At 61.5% G+C, this 16,887-nt stretch carries 12 protein-coding genes and 1 tRNA gene; 5 read left to right on the top strand and 8 right to left on the bottom strand.

The annotated features are described in order from the left end of the window. Positions 1–90: 90 nt before the first annotated feature. Together BWR02_RS02285 and BWR02_RS21025 are read left to right on the top strand one after the other, a co-directional pair. Positions 91–1,434: a cytochrome-c peroxidase gene (locus BWR02_RS02285; protein WP_139556123.1), complete on the top strand. Its 1,344-nt coding sequence runs from the start codon at positions 91–93 to the stop codon at positions 1,432–1,434. Positions 1,435–1,817: 383 nt separating this feature from the next. Further along, the gene (locus BWR02_RS21025; RefSeq protein WP_201276099.1) at positions 1,818–2,015 is read left to right on the top strand and encodes a hypothetical protein; all 198 of its coding nucleotides are present in this window, start codon (positions 1,818–1,820) and stop codon (positions 2,013–2,015) included. 559 nt (positions 2,016–2,574) lie between these two features. On the opposite strand, the gene BWR02_RS02275 is transcribed toward BWR02_RS21025, so the two are convergent. Then, a tRNA-Thr gene (locus BWR02_RS02275) sits at positions 2,575–2,650 on the bottom strand. 62 nt (positions 2,651–2,712) lie between these two features. Then, positions 2,713–3,822 (bottom strand): glycine oxidase ThiO, encoded by a 1,110-nt coding sequence (gene thiO / locus BWR02_RS02270; RefSeq protein ID WP_139556122.1) that lies wholly within the window; start codon positions 3,820–3,822, stop codon positions 2,713–2,715. Between the two features lie 328 nt (positions 3,823–4,150). On the opposite strand from thiO, the gene mutM reads away from it, so the two are divergent. Further along, positions 4,151–4,966: a bifunctional DNA-formamidopyrimidine glycosylase/DNA-(apurinic or apyrimidinic site) lyase gene (gene mutM, locus BWR02_RS02265; protein WP_139556121.1), complete on the top strand. Its 816-nt coding sequence runs from the start codon at positions 4,151–4,153 to the stop codon at positions 4,964–4,966. 48 nt (positions 4,967–5,014) lie between these two features. Here the strand turns inward: mutM and BWR02_RS02260 are convergent, their stop codons facing one another. Next, positions 5,015–6,049, bottom strand: coding sequence for a glycosyltransferase family 4 protein (locus BWR02_RS02260; protein ID WP_139556120.1), 1,035 nt, complete (start codon positions 6,047–6,049; stop codon positions 5,015–5,017). Next, a complete protein-coding gene (locus tag BWR02_RS02255) occupies positions 6,006–6,812 on the bottom strand; it encodes a UDP-2,3-diacylglucosamine diphosphatase (protein WP_139556119.1) in 807 nt (268 codons plus the stop codon). Before BWR02_RS02255 ends, BWR02_RS02260 begins: the two co-directional genes overlap by 44 nt. Before the next feature lie 247 nt (positions 6,813–7,059). On the opposite strand from BWR02_RS02255, the gene BWR02_RS02250 reads away from it, so the two are divergent. Continuing rightward, entirely contained in the window at positions 7,060–8,619 is a 1,560-nt protein-coding gene (locus BWR02_RS02250) for an OprO/OprP family phosphate-selective porin (protein WP_139556118.1), read from the top strand. Between the two features lie 349 nt (positions 8,620–8,968). Next, positions 8,969–10,018, top strand: coding sequence for a PstS family phosphate ABC transporter substrate-binding protein (locus BWR02_RS02245; RefSeq protein ID WP_139556117.1), 1,050 nt, complete (start codon positions 8,969–8,971; stop codon positions 10,016–10,018). 267 nt (positions 10,019–10,285) lie between these two features. On the opposite strand, the gene BWR02_RS02240 is transcribed toward BWR02_RS02245, so the two are convergent. The 4 genes from BWR02_RS02240 to BWR02_RS02225 form a co-directional block, all read right to left on the bottom strand. Further along, the gene (locus tag BWR02_RS02240; protein ID WP_139556116.1) at positions 10,286–11,263 is read right to left on the bottom strand and encodes a DUF3616 domain-containing protein; all 978 of its coding nucleotides are present in this window, start codon (positions 11,261–11,263) and stop codon (positions 10,286–10,288) included. 49 nt (positions 11,264–11,312) lie between these two features. Beyond that, positions 11,313–13,550, bottom strand: a complete 2,238-nt coding sequence (locus tag BWR02_RS02235) for a cation:dicarboxylate symporter family transporter (RefSeq protein WP_139556115.1) — start codon at positions 13,548–13,550, stop codon at positions 11,313–11,315. Between the two features lie 406 nt (positions 13,551–13,956). After that, complete coding sequence (locus BWR02_RS02230; protein WP_162559978.1) at positions 13,957–15,324, bottom strand: esterase-like activity of phytase family protein; 1,368 nt, start codon at positions 15,322–15,324, stop codon at positions 13,957–13,959. A gap of 145 nt (positions 15,325–15,469) precedes the next feature. After that, positions 15,470–16,777, bottom strand: a complete 1,308-nt coding sequence (locus BWR02_RS02225; protein ID WP_139556113.1) for a lipopolysaccharide biosynthesis protein — start codon at positions 16,775–16,777, stop codon at positions 15,470–15,472. Positions 16,778–16,887 lie beyond the last annotated feature (110 nt).

Raw genomic sequence — 16,887 nt, 5'->3', positions numbered from 1 at the left:
GCGGCGATGCCTCACGGGCGATCGCGCCACTGAGTCGAAAGATGTCTCACCCGATAGGTTACTCACTGAAGATAACACTGGTTCCTGTCGATGTCTAAATTGTTGGTCACCATTGTTCTCGTTTGTCTCGCCAACGCTGCTTTTGCAGTACCGCCAGCGTTAACGGCGGAACAGAAGTTAGGACAGAGACTCTTCAGAGATAAAAACCTCTCGTTGAACAGAAACCAATCGTGCAGTAGTTGTCATCGATTACGGCCAGCAAGAGGGAAGGGAGGAATTCCAGGTTTCGTTGACAGTAGGAATGTCCGTAATGGGTCGGCTGTATCTATTGGATCGGAGCCTAATGCTTTCGGCAGGCTAAATGCCCCAAGTGTCGCCTATGCCGCTTACAGTCCTGCCTTTCATACAAGCGAAAAGCTCGGCATATATTTTGGCGGGCTATTTTGGAATGGTCGTTCGAGCCGATTGAAGGCACAAGCGAAGCAACCCTTTCTCAATCCTACAGAAATGGCTATGCCCAGCAGGTGGGCAGTGGTGATGAGACTCAAGGGAGATCGCTTCTATAGAAACACCTTCAGACGTTTATTCGATATAGATCTTGCTCAAGTTTTTGATGCGAAAGATACGGATAGGTCGAGAGTCGCAGCGCAGGTTTTCGAAGTTTATGAGCTAATGGCTTGGGCGATAGGTGAGTTCGAAAAGAGTTATGTCTTCAACAAATTTAATTCAAAATACGATTACTTTTTAGCGGGCATGGCGGAACTCACGAGTGTCGAGAGTAAAGGGTTGGTGCTGTTCAATGGGAAAGGTAACTGTGCTGGTTGTCACATTAGTCAAATGGAACACTTGAAGAACAATGGAAGAGTCCAGTGTCAGAGGTGTCATGAAGGTGCGGCAGGCGGCAGGAATAGCGAGCAAGACATAATTATCCCTCCTTTGTTTACAGACTTCACCTATCACAATATCGGGTTGCCGCGTAATGAAAATATCCCAGGTAACCCTGAGCCGGATTTGGGATTAGGCGGTCGTCTTGATATCAAGGCGCTCGACATGAAAGGAGAACAGGTGGGCAAACATAAAGTGATGTCGCTAAGGAATGTCGCGTTGACGCCGCCTTACGGACATAACGGCGTCCTAAAAACCCTGAAGCAAGTCGTGCATTTCTATAATACCCGGGATACCTTGGGGTGGATTCCGAGTAACAAGAATCCGGGGTTTGGCGTGATGGGCTGGCCGGAGCCGGAAATTGCGAAAAACGTCAATCTCTTTCAAGTCGGGAGCTTAGGGTTAACAGATCAGGAAGAGGATGCGATAGTGGCCTTTTTGGAGACATTGACTGACGACTATCCGGTCTGGGGTAACGATCCAAGGGTGCCACCCGGCACTGAACCGCCATTTGGAGCGAACTTCTTATCGTCAGTGGAACGCCGCTGACGGCAACAGGATCCTGTGAGCGAGCGCGTCATATCCGCGGCTGTCTGCAGATCCAAATTGCCGAATTCGCCCGCGTGTTCTTTGCGCCAAAGCGCCGGCAAAGCCCCGGCGATCACAAGGCCATGAACGCGCTGCTGGGTCAGGGGGTGGAACGTTTCAAGCAGATGCAGGCCGCCGAGGACGACGTGGCCGAACTGTGGCCCGGTTGCAAAAGATCAGCGAAGGGTCGATCCGCCTGAACGAGGGTTATGCCAAACCGCTCGACGGCCCACGCGAAGTAGGCAGCGGAAGAATACGTGAGGAGAAGCTAACGCTATCGCGGTTGATCGATATCCTCAACGAACGCTTCGGCGCCGAACTCAACGAGGCCGATCTATTGTTTTTTGGACCAGATCGCCGAAGCGGCTGGTCAGAACGAAGCGCTCCGAAAAGCGGCGGCAGTCAACTCCCTCGACAAGTTCCAACTGGTGTTCCGCCAAGCGCTCGAGTCGCTGTTCATCGAGCGCATGGAACTCAACGAGGTGTTGTTCACGAACTACATGAGCAAACCCGACATGCAGGAACTCGCTTCAAGTGGTTAGGCAGCCAGGTCTATGGGCGCCTGTCAGGAGCCGATCAGAGCACCCGATAGGGTCCACGGCCTTGGTCCCCGATGCCGATTCACGCTTCCAGCCACTTGCAATTTCTGTTGCACCATTTCCCTCCGCAGATCGACCCTAAGGGCCGAGCGGCATTCCTCCCGGCAGCGCTTTCGTCGGCCTGCGCGCGGACCCACTGTACTTCGGGGCAGGGCCAGATTGTGAGGCATGCAGGAAACCTGCGGGTGCGTGCCGAATTGGGTCGTTTCGCGGAGGGGAACGCGATCTCAGTCGGGATCACATCCCCGCGCCTCGCGGGTGACAGTTGCCTAGCTACGCAGCCGCGTGGCTGCGGCCAGAAAAATCGCAGGCCAATAGCTGTTTTGGGCCGGTGCCACGCGACCCACGTTGGTGGTTACTCTGGCCGCGATGCGTGCCTGAGATACTTCAAGCTGTGCGTGACGGGAGGTGCGAATGGGGCTGTGGTCTTGCACCAACCCTGCACCGTTTCATCTGATAGCTTGGCGATTGGCGAAATATCGCCTCAAGCTTATGTTTTGATTGGAGCCGATGATAGGATTTGAACCTACGACCCGCACATTACGAATGTGCTGCTCTACCAGCTGAGCTACATCGGCTTGGCCGCGTATTATAAGGAACTCGCTTCGTCCTGCACAAGCCGGGCATTCCGGCGAGGGGTTCAATGAGCGGCATCGAGCGCATAGGGCTCGGGCGGCAGCGCCGTGGGCCGGTCGAGGAGGAGGTCGGCCAGCAGCTGGCAGGAGGCGGGCGCCATCACGAAGCCGTTGCGAAAGTGTCCGGCGCACAGCACGAGATTGTGCAGTTGCGGATGGTGGCCGATGTAGGGAATGCCGCTGGGTGAGCCAGGGCGCAGCCCTGCCCAGTGGCGGAGGATTTTCGCATCGCGCAGCGGTGGCAGGAGGCGCTCGGCAAAGTTGGTGAGTTGTCCCCGCGCGTCCTCGGTCGTCGTCTTGTCGAAGCCCACGGTTTCCACCGTGCTGCCGGCCAGGATCACGCCATCGCGACGCGGGATCAGGTAGCGGTCGCCGCTGACGACGATGCGTGACAGCAGGCCAGGCGCAGCGCCATAGGCCAGCATCTGGCCCTTGACCGGCGCGATCGGCAGCGTCGAGCCCAGTTCGGCCAACAGCTTCGCGGTCCACGCGCCCGCCGCGACCACGAAGCGCTCCGCCGCATGCCAGCCTTTCTCGGTGCGAGCCGCCGTGACGCGGCCTTCGCTCGTCTCGAAACCGGTGACCTGTTGCAACTCGACCAGATCCACCTCCAGCTTGACCAGCGATGCGCGCAGGGCCTGCAACAGACGCGGATTGCGAACCTGCGCGATGGAGGGCAGCCACAGCGACGCGGCGCCGGCCCGACTGAGGGCGGGCTCCAGGGCTTGCAGGTCATCCGGTAGCAGCAGGCGCGTCTCGACTGCCTTCTGCTCACACCACGCCAGGCCCTCGGCGATCTCGGCGGAGTCGACGAAAACGAGCCCGCTGCGCGTCCACTCCGGGTCGATGCGCGTCTCCTCGAACAGTGCCGCGGCCAACTGCGGGTACAGCGTCTGGCTCAGGCTGCACAGGGCCGTTACCGGTTCGGGGGCCCGCCATGGGCAGAGCGGCGACAGAATCCCCCCGCCCGCCCACGAGGACTGGGTGCCGATGCTGCCGGCTTCGAGCAGTCTGACGCGCAGCCCCTGCTGTGCCAGAAGGCGTGCGCTCAGAAGTCCGATGATGCCGCCGCCGACGATGACAACGTCGGCAGGCCGGGAAGAAAAGCTGTTCATCGATGGTGAGTGAAGGGTGCTGCGCCGCAGGTCGAACACCGCGGCCGATGTCGGCGCTGGAGGGGCGGCTGACTATCCGCCTCCGGTGGCTGCACACTATGATACCCGCAGAGAGGCCCTGTCGTGCGATGTCCGCGAGTGCCTGCGGCGAAACAGTCTCACTCCGGGCTGTGTTGCTCTGAGTCGTGTGTCGGGATGAACACGGCGCCAGGAACTGACGGCGATCGTCGGTGCCCGAGGCAATCGGCGGGTCGCGAGGGAGATGCGCGTTGCACGAAAGGCCGCTAGTGTCGCTTACCTTCTTCTCGTTTCTTGACCTCCCTCAGCGATGCCCGAATTACCCGAAGTTGAGACCACGCGGCGCGGGATCGCGCCCTTCGTGCTGGAGCAGACCGTTGCCGATCTGGTCGTCCGGCAGCCAGCCCTGCGGTGGCCGGTTCCGGCAGAGTTGCCCGCGCTGGTCCGGGGACAGCGCGTGCGCGCACTGGAGCGGCGCGGAAAATATCTGTTGCTGCGACTGGAGGCGGGGACGCTGATCGTGCACCTCGGCATGTCGGGCAGCTTGCGCGTCTGCGATCCGCGCCAGCCGCCCCGCAAACACGATCACTTCGATCTGCTGTTCGACGCTGCGGTCGCGCTGCGCTTTCACGATCCGCGGCGCTTCGGGTGCCTGTTGTGGACGGACTCCGACCCGCACGATCACCCGCTGCTCGCGGAGCTCGGGATCGAGCCACTGGCGCCGGAGTTCACCGGAGCCTACCTGTACGCCGCGACGCGCGGTCGCGCTGCGGCAGTGAAGCTGTGCCTGATGGACCACAAGCTGGTCGTTGGCGTGGGCAACATCTACGCCAGCGAATCGCTGTTTCGGGCGGGGATCGATCCGCGGCGCGCGGCGCGACGCGTCGGCGAGGCGCGGTATGAACGGCTCGCCGGGGCGGTACGTGAGGTTTTGGAGCAGGCCCTTGCTGCGGGTGGGACGACCTTGCGGGATTTCGTCAACGAACGCGGTAACCCGGGCTATTTCAAGCAGACACTGGCGGTCTACGATCGCGCCGGCGAGCCCTGTCGGGTGTGCGGGACCGCGATTCGAACCGTCAGGACTGGCCAGCGCTCGACGTTTTTCTGTCCACAGTGCCAACACTGAGCATTCTGGCCCAGGTGTGGGCCGGGGCGCGCTGGCTCCGCACGTCTTTCAGCCCGCAACGCCAGGGGATGGGATCGCGGAGCGCCCGCCGATCGGCGCCAGATTCCCCTGAAACTGGGCAGCGCAGTTTTCCCAGCTGTAGCCTTGCGCGTAGCGGCGACAGGCGGCCGGGTCCAATGTCAGTGCCGTCATGGCCGCCTCCTTCAAGTCCTCGTTCAGGCAGCCGACGGCCGGGTCGGTGATGACGTCGTTCGGCCCCGGAACCGGGTAGGCTGCCACCGGCACGCCGCAGGCCAGCGCTTCCAGCAGCACCAGCCCAAAGGTGTCCGTGCGGCTCGGGAACACGAACGCATCCGCTGCCGCGAAATGTGCGGCAAGTTCCTCGCCGTACTTGCAGCCGACGAACCGTGCCGCGGGATATCTCTCCTCCAGCATCTCCCGGTCCGGACCATCACCGACGATGACTTTCGTCCCCGGCAGATCGAGGCTCAGGAAGTCTTCGATGCTCTTCTCCACCGCGACTCGCCCGCCATACAAAAAAATCGGGCGGGGGTCCGGCAGCAGGTGCTTGTCGCCGGGCTTGAACAGTGACGCGTCGACACCGCGCGACCACAGCACCAGGTTGCGGAAGCCCCGCCCGGCCAGTTCGTCGCGCAGCGTGGGTGTCGCGACCATCACGCGCGTGCTGCCGCTGTGGAACCAGCGCAGCAAGGCGTAGCCCCAGGCCAGCGGAAACTTGAAACGCAGGTTCGCGTACTCGGCAAACCGCGTGTGAAACGACGTGGTGTATGGCAGTTTGCGGCGCAGGCAATAACGCCGCGCCGCCATGCCGAGCGGGCCTTCCGTTGCGATATGGATCGCGTCCGGCTGCATGGCATCGAGCCAGCGCGCGAGCTGCCGTCCGCAGCCCAGCGCGAGCCGGATTTCGGGATAGGTGGGACAGGGAACATTCCAGAACCGGTCGGGCGTGAAGGCCTCGACCTGGTGTCCGAGACGTTCCAGCGTCCCGCAGGTCTTCGTCAGCGTCGTGACGACGCCGTTAACCTGCGGTCGCCAGGCGTCGCTTATCAGCGCGAGTTTCAATATCCGACTCCGTCAACAGGAATGCGCTCTCCTCGGCCCAGCGCAGGATCGACAGCTTGCCTTCGGGGCTTTCGACGAGCGCGGTGCAGCTCTCGACCCAGTCCCCGGTGTTGCAGTAGGTGATGCCGTCCACATCGCGGATGGCTGCGTGATGGATGTGGCCACAGATCACGCCGTCGACGCCGCGCTGTTCGGCTGCGTGCACCAGCGCCGCTTCGAAGCTGCTGATGAAACTGACGGCGTTCTTGATGCTGTGCTTCAGGTAGGCCGACAGCGACCAATACGGGAAGCCGAGGCGCCGCCGCAGCGCATTGAACCAGCGATTGAGCAGCAGCGAAAAGTCGTAGGCCTCGCTGCCCAATACGGCCAGCCACCGGCTGTTGCATACCACCGCATCGAACTCGTCGCCATGCATGACCAGGAAGCGGCGCCCATCAGCCGTCCGATGGATGAGCTCGTTGCGGATCTCGATCCCCGCCATGAGGCTATCGACATAGCCGCGAAACAATTCGTCATGGTTGCCGGGAACATAAATCACGCGCTTGCCCTGCTTCGCCAGGGCCATCAGGTGCTGGACGATTTCGGAATGCATGGGTGGCCAGTACCAGCCGTTCTTCATCTTCCATAGGTCGATGATGTCGCCGACGAGTACGAGTTGCTCGCAGTCGATGTGCTTCAGGAAATCGAGCAGGAACTCGGCCTTGCAGCCACGGGTTCCCAGGTGCACGTCCGATATCCAGACGGTTCGGTAATTCAGCTTCACCGGCACAACCTCTTTCTCATTGGTGTTGTGGCGGCCAAGTTAGGCGGCAATTGTTACAGCAGCATCATCGCGGTGTGACAGTTCTGATGCGCAGATACAACTGTCATCGTTTTTTCACAACTCCGTAATCTGGCTGTCATACAACAACTTTATCGTTTGTCGCGAATAAGTCTTTCCGCGTAGTGGTGTTGGCAACAGCCCCGCCGGCGACTTTTAACCCTCCAACCGATAACAAGGGGTCTGTTCCATGAAAGCGAGCCGTGTCGCGATGGCGGTATCGGCGCTGATGGGTGGTGTGTGCGTCACACCGGCCGAGGCGCTGGACCTGTACGTCGATGTCAAAACGAACCAAGTCTACACGGTGCCAGGGCCGCACCGCGTGAAGCTGGGTGCCTTCAAGCAGGTCGACGAAATGGCTGGCGAGATGGCGGCAGAAGCGCCGGCGCAAGTCGCCAGTGTCGATGACGTGAAAAAGGTCGAATCGAAGCTGAACCAGAAGATCGACGCGATCGCGAATAAACCGAAGAAACCCAACGAATCCAAAGGCACGATCGACGGCAAGGGCATCCGCTGGGAAACCAACGACGGCAAGTTCAAGTTCAGCATCAACGGACGTTTGCACACCGACGCCAACCTGAACTCGGGCGGCGACATCATCACCTATAACGACAACAGCGGGACCGGCACCTATCAGCCGGGTGACCCACTCACGACGAATCGCTTGACCGACGGTACCGAAATCCGGCGGTTCCGTATGGAGTTCGCGGGTCAGTTCTACGACGATTTCATCTGGAAGATGCAGCCGGAAATCGCCAACTCGGGCGGCGACGGTACGATCGGTATCCGCGACGCCTTCATCCAGTACACCGGTTTCGACTGGGGCAAGTGGACACTGGGTCAAAGCAAGCAGCCGTTCAGCTACCAGCAGATGATGTCGTCGAACGACATGCCGTTCATGGAACGTTCGCTCGAATACGAATTCACGAACCGCTCGGTCAACCGAGCCGTGGGTATCCGCTACGACGTTGGCGGCGAGCAATGGGGTTTCGGGGTCGGTTGGTACGGCGATACCGCCACGCGTCAGGCCTCGGGCACGACCCCCGCGGATGACGAAGGCTGGGGTGCGGCGGCGCGTCTGACTGCGGCACCGATTTATACGCCCGACACGCTGCTGCATGTCGGTACCTCCGTGGCCTATCGAGCGCCGCGTTCCGGCGATCCCAATATCCGTTATCGCATCGCGCCCAGCGCCATCGATCATGTGAATTACCTCGATACCGGCAATCTGAAGGGTTACGAGAACAGCCAGTTCTTCAATGCCGAAGCGACGGGTGCCTGGGGACCGCTGTCCTTCGAGGGCGAATACAACGCGACCTGGCTGAATCGTGACAGCGGGTTCGACGACGGTTTCCTGAGCGGTTACCACTTCGACCTGATCTACAGTCTGACCGGCGAATCGCGAGCGGCGTTCTACAACGCCGAGCAGGGCGTCATCCGGAAGCTCCGACCGAACCAGAATTTCGATCTGGCGGGTGGCTGGGGTGCCTGGGAACTCAAGGGTCGTATCATGTACGTCGACATGAACAACGTCGGCGATCCCGGCAACACGGGTGGTCGCGAGCTGGCCTCGACCTTCGGTGTCAACTGGCACTGGAACGACTGGGCCCGGTTGCTGGTCGACTGGACCCACGTCTGGGATCTCGACATCGGTGCCGCCGGCGTCCGCCGCGCTCAGTTGTGCTGCGTCCCGGGCAACAACACGGGTGGATGGGATCAGGTCTCGGCCCGCGTGTCGCTGGCGTACTAAAGGGCCTATCACGCCGGACCGTAGTCGGCTTCCCTCTGCGCAAAGCCCGCCTGTTGAAGGTGGGCTTTGGGCTCTGGCCTACGCGAATTGGGGTGTTGCTGGAGCGCAGGACGACGTACGGACCAGCTTCCCCCGGCCACTGGAGGCCCCTATGATATGCGACGCTTCGCGATGCGTTGTGTCGGCGGACACTTAGGGGGCTGAGAGGCACGTCTGATGGTCCAGTGATCTTTGGGTGATTCAGTGACGCTTGTCCGAAGCGTCGGGCAACGTTCGTCCGGAACCCGTCAGCAGTTCGGTGCCCCGGGATGACTACCGCAAGAAACGTTAAAAGAAAGAGGAGTGTTTCGTGAATAGAGCTTTATTGATCGGCACTGCATTGGTTGCCACCGTGGCCGCGGGATCCACCTGGGCTGCCGGGCGCGATGCGCTCAGCATCGTCGGTTCGTCGACGGTCTATCCGTTTTCCACCGTGGTTGCCGAACAGTTCGGCAAAGGCGGGACTTTCAAGACGCCCAAAGTCGAGTCGACGGGAACCGGCGGCGGCATCAAGTTGTTTTGCGGAGGGGTGGGTGTGCAGTACCCCGATATCGCCAATGCCTCGCGGAAAATGAAGCCGGCCGAATTCAAGAGTTGCCAGGCAGCGGGGGTCAAGGAAATCGTCGAAGTCAAGATCGGCTACGACGGCATCGTGATCGCCCAGTCCAAGAAGTCGGCATCGTTTCCGCTGACGCGTAAGGACATCTATCTGGCCCTGGCGAAGCAGGTGCCGGACCCGGATTGCTCGGACTGCGGCAAGCTGATCGACAACCCCTACAAGACCTGGAGCGATGTCAACTCATCGCTTCCCAACCGCAAGATCGAAGTCATGGGTCCGCCGCCGACCTCGGGAACGCGGGACGCGTTCGCTGAACTGGTCATGGAGGCGGGTTGCCAGGAGTTCGAATGGATCAAGGACTGGAAAAAGAAGAAGGAGGCAGACTTCAAGAAGATGTGCCAGACGATGCGTGAGGACGGCGGGTTCATCGAGGCGGGCGAGAACGACAATCTGATCGTGCAAAAGCTGCTGTCGAATCCGAACTCGCTCGGCATTTTCGGCTACAGCTTCCTCGAAGAAAACACGGACAAGGTCGCAGCCCTGCCGGTGGAAGGCGTGACGCCGGATTACGATACCATCTCTTCCATGCAGTATTCGGTATCCCGGCCGCTGTTCTTCTACGTCAAGAAGGCGCATGTCGGAACGGTGCCGGGCATACAGGAGTTCGTAACGGAGTTCACCAGCGAGAAGGCCTGGGGCGATGACGGCTACCTGACCAAGAAGGGCTTCATTCCTCTGCCGGAATACGAGCGGAAGTCGGTCGGCGAAGCAGCTCGCCAGATGAAGACGTTTTCGCCGTAGTCCGCTGTTCGAACAGGTTTCCGCGGGGGCCGATTTTTCGGCGCCTGCGGAAACCCGGACCCCGCGTAACCGATCCCTTGCTCGCGAGCCGGATCGGGCTCAGTGCTCCCTTCGGTTCTTTCCCCGCGGCCCGACCGCCGTCCCCCAGAGCTGCGCCAGCGCACGGCCCTCAGTACTGCATGAAGTCTTCCGTCTCCCGCATCTGACGGCAGGCCTGCAACGATCCATTTCGCCAGGACCGCCCTGAGAGTTGGCCCCCGGTTGGGATCAGTGGCCGATCCAAAGCCCCCGGAAACTTTGTAGCTCCAAGGTCCGCCGCAGGCAGCGCGTGCCGTTGACCTCCTCTCCGCGGTCATCGCTGAGGACTTGCTCCCGACTCCCCTCGTCGGGATAGAGCACCAGGGCCTCCGGGTTGAGTCCGGCGAAAGGCGCCGTGCTGACCGGCTTCGGTGGGTCGGCCGGGCGTCCGGTCCACTCGTAAACCTGAAACGTACCCTCGTCGTCATGGGGTCCCGCCACGATCAGATATTGGCCGAGGGCGTCGGCGTATTCGATGCTGCGGACGCCGCGGCCATGCAGATCGAGCAGCACCGGCGAACCGAAGCGCGCGATCCGGCCCTGCATGACGTCCTCGGGGTTTTCGATGGGCACCAGCAGAGCCTTGCCGGACGGGCGTGGGTTGCGAAAGCCGATCATCAAGCCACCCGGCGGGGTGCTGGACAGACCTTCGATATTCAGGCCATCCTCACTTTCCGGCGGAAGGGTGGCCGCTTTGTCCAGCCCGAGCTCCCGCAGTTCGGGGTGACCGGTGAGGTCCTCGAGCAGCGTGCGGTAGGGCGTGCCTACGGCTTCGAGCCGAATGGTCCGGCCATCGTGTTGGACGTGCGTCGCGAAGAGTCGGCGCCTCGAATCCGCATCGCCGCGCGGGTTTGCCGAGTGGGAAGTGATCCAATAGATTCGCTCTCCGATCCGGGTGGCGCCCTCGAGATCGGTTTCGGTATCGGCCAGTCCCAGGAATGCGGTGAAGTCGTGCTCATAGAACGGTTGACCCGGTTCGTCACGATCGTAGACCCGCAGCACGCTGTCCTTGTCGTTCGCGACGACGAAGTAGTGGCGTCCGATGGGCGCCGCGGCCGATGCGTCGCACATGCCGCCATAACGCGAAAGCTCGGCGGAATGTGCATTCGAAAGCGCTGCCAGGGCTACGATCAGGCCGATCGGACAGGGTGAAGTCGGGTGCTTCATGGGCGCTCCGAAATTCGACGCGTTCAGGCGTCGTGAAGTGCGGGATCGATCAATCCGTCCAGCCAAGCACGTTGTGGATGATCGACCAGCGCCGGGTATGTGACTTCGCTCCCTGGCCGAGAATCCAGAAATCGTAGGCTCGGTCGACGGTGCCGCGGGCCCGGTGGATCACGAGCCAGCTTTCTATGAATTCGAGCAGGTCCTCATCCTCAGGGTGAACCATGTAGCCCATGGGTATCTGCACCGAAGTCGGGCGCGGCACGACCACGGTGAAATGTGGATGGAGCAGGGTCCAGGCGGTGCCAACCTCGGCCGTCACCAGCATCGCGTCGACGTTCGTCACTTTCTCCTCGAAAAAGTAACGCAAGGCTCTGACGAACTCGGTCTTCACCTCGACCGGGGCCAGGTAATTGGTCAGAGCCGCCACGGGCAGCTGCAACTCCGTCGGTATGCCGATCGTCAGGTGATGTTGCTTGTGGATCGCCTCCAGGGTCGCAAACTTGGCGCGGTCCGGATCGCGCACGGCGAAGCCGAGCACGCCCTGGTAATAGGGGGTGGACAGGCGCTTGGCCGGGATCAGCGAGGTGCTGTAGGGGACGCTCGGCACGACATCGATCAGGCCGGCATCGATTTCATGCGTCACGTTCTGCCAGGTGAACGGCACGAACTCCAGCTTCACGCCCAGTTCGTGCGCCAGGGAGCCGGCCAGATCGACGTCGAAGCCCACCAGATCATGGTGGGCGTTGAAAAATGTCAGCGGCAGGCGGTCGGCGTTGTAGCCTACGCGGAGGACGCCGTTTCGGCGGATGCGCTCCAGTGCGCCGTTATGTTTCCGCGCGAGCGGTGCCCCAATCTCCTCCGGGGGTTCGTCGTCGACGATGATCTCAACCGGGCGTGTCGGCAGTTGCATGTTCATGAGCAACTGATCCTGATGATTCTCCGGATCGATGAACAGCGACAACAGGATCTTCGTGACAATGACCGTGCCTACGGTCACGCCCCCGGATATCGCCAGAGCCATCAGAATCCGGTGCCGGTCGAAACGCAGGTAGCCGGCCATGAAGCCGCCGGTGACCAGGCAGGTCGCGAGCAGGCACATCGTGGCCAGCAGGCTGCTGAAGCGCCCCGTGACGAGGTCGCTGGCCAGATAGAGCTGGAAAAGATCCTGCGGGATGTCCAGCAGGTCCATCAGGAACGGGACGGCGGTGGAGGTCTTGGCGAAAAAGCTCAGCACGCCGGCACCGAACAGGACTGGATAATCGCTCCAGTCCAGCGCCTCGTCGGCCAGCCAGGCGGCGAACGGCAGGAACAGCAGCATCAGCAGCTTGCCCGCCATCGGGAAGTTGAACGCGATCGGGATGATCGCGTCGACGCTGTTTTCGGCCGCTTCACTGTGCAGGTCGTAGTCCTTGATCAGCTCCTTCGCGCGTTCCGCGAGCAGCGGCAGGACGATGAACAGGTTGTCGGCGACGAACGCCGTCAGCAGTGCGTCCTTGGCGACCGAGACGACGTGGCGGTAGCGGAACGGCGTCAGGGCCGTGACAAAGAATGGCACGACCAGGAACGTCAGCAGCACGGCGGCCACGATGAACGTCACGAAATACACCTGCAGTCGTTCAAACTCGGTGATGCTCATGGTGCCGGCAGCAACCGCGCCGATCGCGAAAATTCCCAAAGGCGTCAACCCGGCGACGAACTTGGTGACGCGGGACACCGCCTCGTTGAGCACCAGGAAGGCGTCGAGCACGCGTTCCTTGTTGCGCGTCTCGATCAGTGCCAGGCCCATGGCGACGCAGAACAGGACCACTGCCGGAACGGCGCTATTGGCCAGCGACGCGAACGGATTGTCGGGGATGAATACCTCGGCGACATTGAACGGCCGCGGTGGCTGGACCAGGGCCGTACTGAAGAACGAGCCGCTTTGCAGATCCGGAAAGGCCAGCGTCATTGCGACGATCAGCAGTGCCGTAACCACCCACATCGCGACGATCGACAGGCCCCCGCCCTGCGCGAGCAGGCGAGCGTCGCTGCGTGACAGGCGTCCGAGCGAAGCCATCAGCCCCAGGACCAGGTAGGGGATGACGGTCATTTGCATCAGCCGGATGTAGGCGTCCACTGCCGTCTGCAGCACGGCCGCGCCTTCACCGAAGAACAAGCCGACCGCGACGCCAAGCACGAAGCCGACCACCACGCGGGTGCCGAAGCTCATGTCGGAGATGAACTTTAGCCGCTTGGGGCGGACGACGTCGGGTTCGCTAGGTGGCATGGCCTTGCTGCCTGTGGTCATCAATGCTACTCCGGGACCTGAAGCATGCGGTGTGATAAGGAGGACGGCTATGTCCTGTGAGCCCGCCCCGGTAACGACCAAGCTTATCCAGCTCCAGCCTGGCTCCGGCTTTGAAGCTGCACCTCGGCCAGGCCTCAGGGATGCTCCAATCAACGCCTCGCACAGATGCGGCCGCGCCGATGTGCCGGCGCCGAGTGGCGAGAGGCTACCCCAAGGAAAATCTGAACAAAAGCCGTGCTCGCTTCGTACGGAGTCGGCGACGCAAGAGGCGGTTTCGCCCTACCTGAATAAATTCAGAGCGTCCGTGACCCGGCGCGGGGCATTGATCCATCGGCATCGTCGTCGCGTGGTCAGGGTTCTCGGGGGCGGGTCAGGCTTTCCTTGACGCCGCTGGGCCGCCCCTAAGTCAGTTCGAGCCCAGGCGCGTCAGTTTCGTGTGGGCAGTGTGTGAGCCCCGCTCCTTGCTGTGCGCCGGCTGCCCGGAGGCTACGCGGTTGAGGGGGGTGGAACAGGCGTGGTTCGGTCCGGCGCCTGCTCGGGGGAGCGGCTGATAACGGGGAAGATCGGCGGGATCGACCGCGAAGGCCATGAAGCGGCTCGCGCGGTCTCCGGCGAAGTCATTGTCGGCGGAAGCGATCAGCAGATGGCGTCCGTCACCGAGATCCGGCCCGAAGGTCAGTCCTTCGACCTTTTCGGGCATGTCCGGGATGCCGGCGCGCAACAGATCGACGAACAGTGTTTTTGCGACCGGGGTAACCTGATTCGTACCGCCGCCGTCGCTCACCGTATTGCCGGTCGACGGCAAGGCCTTGATGGACCGGACATCGGTGGCGCCGTTGAGATCGACGCGAAAGATGCTTTTGAAGGTAGTTTCGGCCGCCGGCTTGGAGTCGTGTTCGATGATCAGGAATTCGTGATCGTTGATCGCGAGGATCTCGCTCAGGCCGTTCGCGGGACGCTCCATGACGTACATGTACTCGCGTACGGCGCCGCTTTGCAGATCGACTTCCAGGATACGGCAGTTGACCCCGACGGGCTTGCGGTCGGTGCCCAGTGCGCCGTCTTGAAGCAGCGGTTGCTGGATCACTGCCAGCAGGCGCGCTCCGTCGGGTGTGATCGCGAGCCCCTCGAAGCCGCGGTTGGGCTGACGACCGGTCAGATTCTTGCTCTTCTCTTCGTCGGGGTTCTCCGAGGGGAAGTCGACGAGGAATTTTCGTGGCACGGGAAGGTTCCGGATGCGCTTGCCGGACTTGAGGTCGACTTCGTAGATGTGTGGGCCGTATTCATCGCAGATCAGCGCGGTGTGGCCGCACCCGCTGATGCGCAGGCCCTCGGGGTCGAGCCGCAGACCGTCAGGCGAATTGATTGCATCGAACGCGGCAGCATGCCCGGTGAACTGCCTACCGTCCTCGGTCCGGAGCAGCAAGGTGCTCGTCAGCGCCGGTTCCACCGCATACCGGTTCTCGGCGAGTTTGGCCAGCTTGATATCGATTCTGTACAAACGGTTGAAATAGGATGTCTTGCCGCCCGCCGGTCCGCGGTCCGGTAGTGCGAGATAGGAGTTCCCGTTACCGCTGTAGGTGATGGCCGAACCCAGGCCGCCGACGCGATTATGGGGTGACGCGCCGTCTTCCAGCTTGCGGTCGAGCTTCGACTGATCCACCGCATCGCCGGGAATCGAGCCTTCGCCGATGAATGTGACCGCAGCTTGCGCGGGTAACGTCGCCGTTGACAAGGCCAGAGTGGCAGACAACAGAATCGGAGACAGTTTCATGGGGACGTTCGACGGTGTTCGGAGTGACAAGGGGTGCCGAGGCGCGAAGAGAACGATTCGCAGGAACCCCCGGGGCGAACACTTGGTTTCGCACATGGTGGTGTTCTGCCAATGTGCATGGTGCCAGTGAAATGTTACAGAATTCTTAAGGCTGTCCGTCCTGGGCCAGGTGCCGGCTGACATGCTGAGCGGCCCGGACGCGCTGCAGCGCGAACACCCACCCCATCGATAGAGCGTAGCCATAGGCGGCACCGAGCGCGCCGGCGTGGGCGCTGAGGAACGCAGTGGCTGTCAGGTTGATCAGTAGCCCCGCGGCAGTCGACAGGAACACGACCCGCTCCTGTTTCATGAATTGAAGATAATAGGGCGAGTCGGAGCACAGCGCGTTGATCGACGCTCCCACTGCTATGACCCGTAGCGCAGGATAGCCTTCGCGGAAGCCGGGCCCGAACCAGCCGAGAATGTCCTCCCCCACGCTGAAGACAACCGTCAGGAAGAGCATTACCAGCATCCCGATCACGAGCATTCGATGGCGCGCCATCCGGCGCATCGAGACCTTGTCCTGCCGCTCCAGATACAGCGAGATCAGGGGCAGATAGAACCGATTGATCGTGTTGGCGAGCAACACGATGAATGTTCCCGTTTGCGCGACGACAGCGAACGTGCCGACGACGGTCTCGGAGGTGAACAGTAACTCGAGAATGATGACGCCCGAACTCGCCATCAGGCTTAGCATCGAACTGTTCATCAGGAACGGTGCGCCTCTCCGCAGCCATTTCTTGCGGAGGTACGCGGGTTCCGTGTGCCAGAATTCAACAGGCATGGCGTACCGGACCAGAAAGCCGATGGCCGAGAGCGAGATCAGCCAGGAAAGTCCGTAGCACAGCGCCACGATGGCTGCGCTGCTCGGCAGTTCAAACAGGCGGCTCATGCTCACCAGCACGAAAAAGCTCGCGGGCAGCAGGAAGCGGTAGATCACAACCGCCTGGATTTTTTCTCCCATGGCAGTGGCAACCTCCACCAGGAACAGCGTCGCAGTGATGGCGGGCAGGAACGCAACCAGCAACAGGATCGCCACATGTGAGTCAGCGTGACGGCTGTACAAGACCATCTCCAGCAGCAGCGAGAGCCCTGCCCATAGTCCGAGGCTGACACCGGCGGTGGTGCGTAAGGAAAAGCGCCAAAACCCTCGGGCATGGCTCCAGTCCCCGCGTTCCCGATAAACGGGGAGGCACCGCAAGGCGTATTTCTCGAGCCCGAGTGTCGAGACGGTGCTGAGCACCGTCACGATCGACAATGCCACGCTGTAGTCGTCGAAGTCTGCCGGATTGAGGTGGCGGGCTACCGCGATGTTGGCAACATAAAGCAGCAAGTAATTGGCGACGGCAAGGCCGGCCAGACCCAACGGCCGGGAATAGTTTTCGCCTGACAGGAAGGTGCCGGTTCCGGTCACTTCTGCTGAACGCGGCCGGGGGGGCGCCTCTGTCGTCGGATCAGGTCCGGAAAGAGCGGTCACAGGGCTGAGACAAGGGGAGGGTCGGTCGCCAAGCCAGTTGATTTCCG

The sequence above is a fragment of the Methylotetracoccus oryzae genome, assembly GCF_006175985.1.
Taxonomy (GTDB): domain Bacteria; phylum Pseudomonadota; class Gammaproteobacteria; order Methylococcales; family Methylococcaceae; genus Methylotetracoccus; species Methylotetracoccus oryzae.
Note: the sequence above shows the minus strand (reverse complement) of the source record. Positions and strands in the feature narration are given on the sequence as shown.

Bases quoted from the DNA above. Each gene is read 5' to 3' on its own strand.
- BWR02_RS02285 (WP_139556123.1), top strand. From the start codon at position 91: ATGTCTAAATTGTTGGTCACCATTGTTCTCGTTTGTCTCGCCAACGCT.
- BWR02_RS02240 (WP_139556116.1), bottom strand. From the start codon at position 11,263: ATGAAGCACCCGACTTCACCCTGTCCGATCGGCCTGATCGTAGCCCTG.
- BWR02_RS02230 (WP_162559978.1), bottom strand. From the start codon at position 15,324: ATGAAACTGTCTCCGATTCTGTTGTCTGCCACTCTGGCCTTGTCAACG.
- thiO (WP_139556122.1), bottom strand. From the start codon at position 3,822: ATGAACAGCTTTTCTTCCCGGCCTGCCGACGTTGTCATCGTCGGCGGC.
- mutM (WP_139556121.1), top strand. From the start codon at position 4,151: ATGCCCGAATTACCCGAAGTTGAGACCACGCGGCGCGGGATCGCGCCC.
- BWR02_RS02235 (WP_139556115.1), bottom strand. From the start codon at position 13,550: ATGACCACAGGCAGCAAGGCCATGCCACCTAGCGAACCCGACGTCGTC.
- BWR02_RS02250 (WP_139556118.1), top strand. From the start codon at position 7,060: ATGAAAGCGAGCCGTGTCGCGATGGCGGTATCGGCGCTGATGGGTGGT.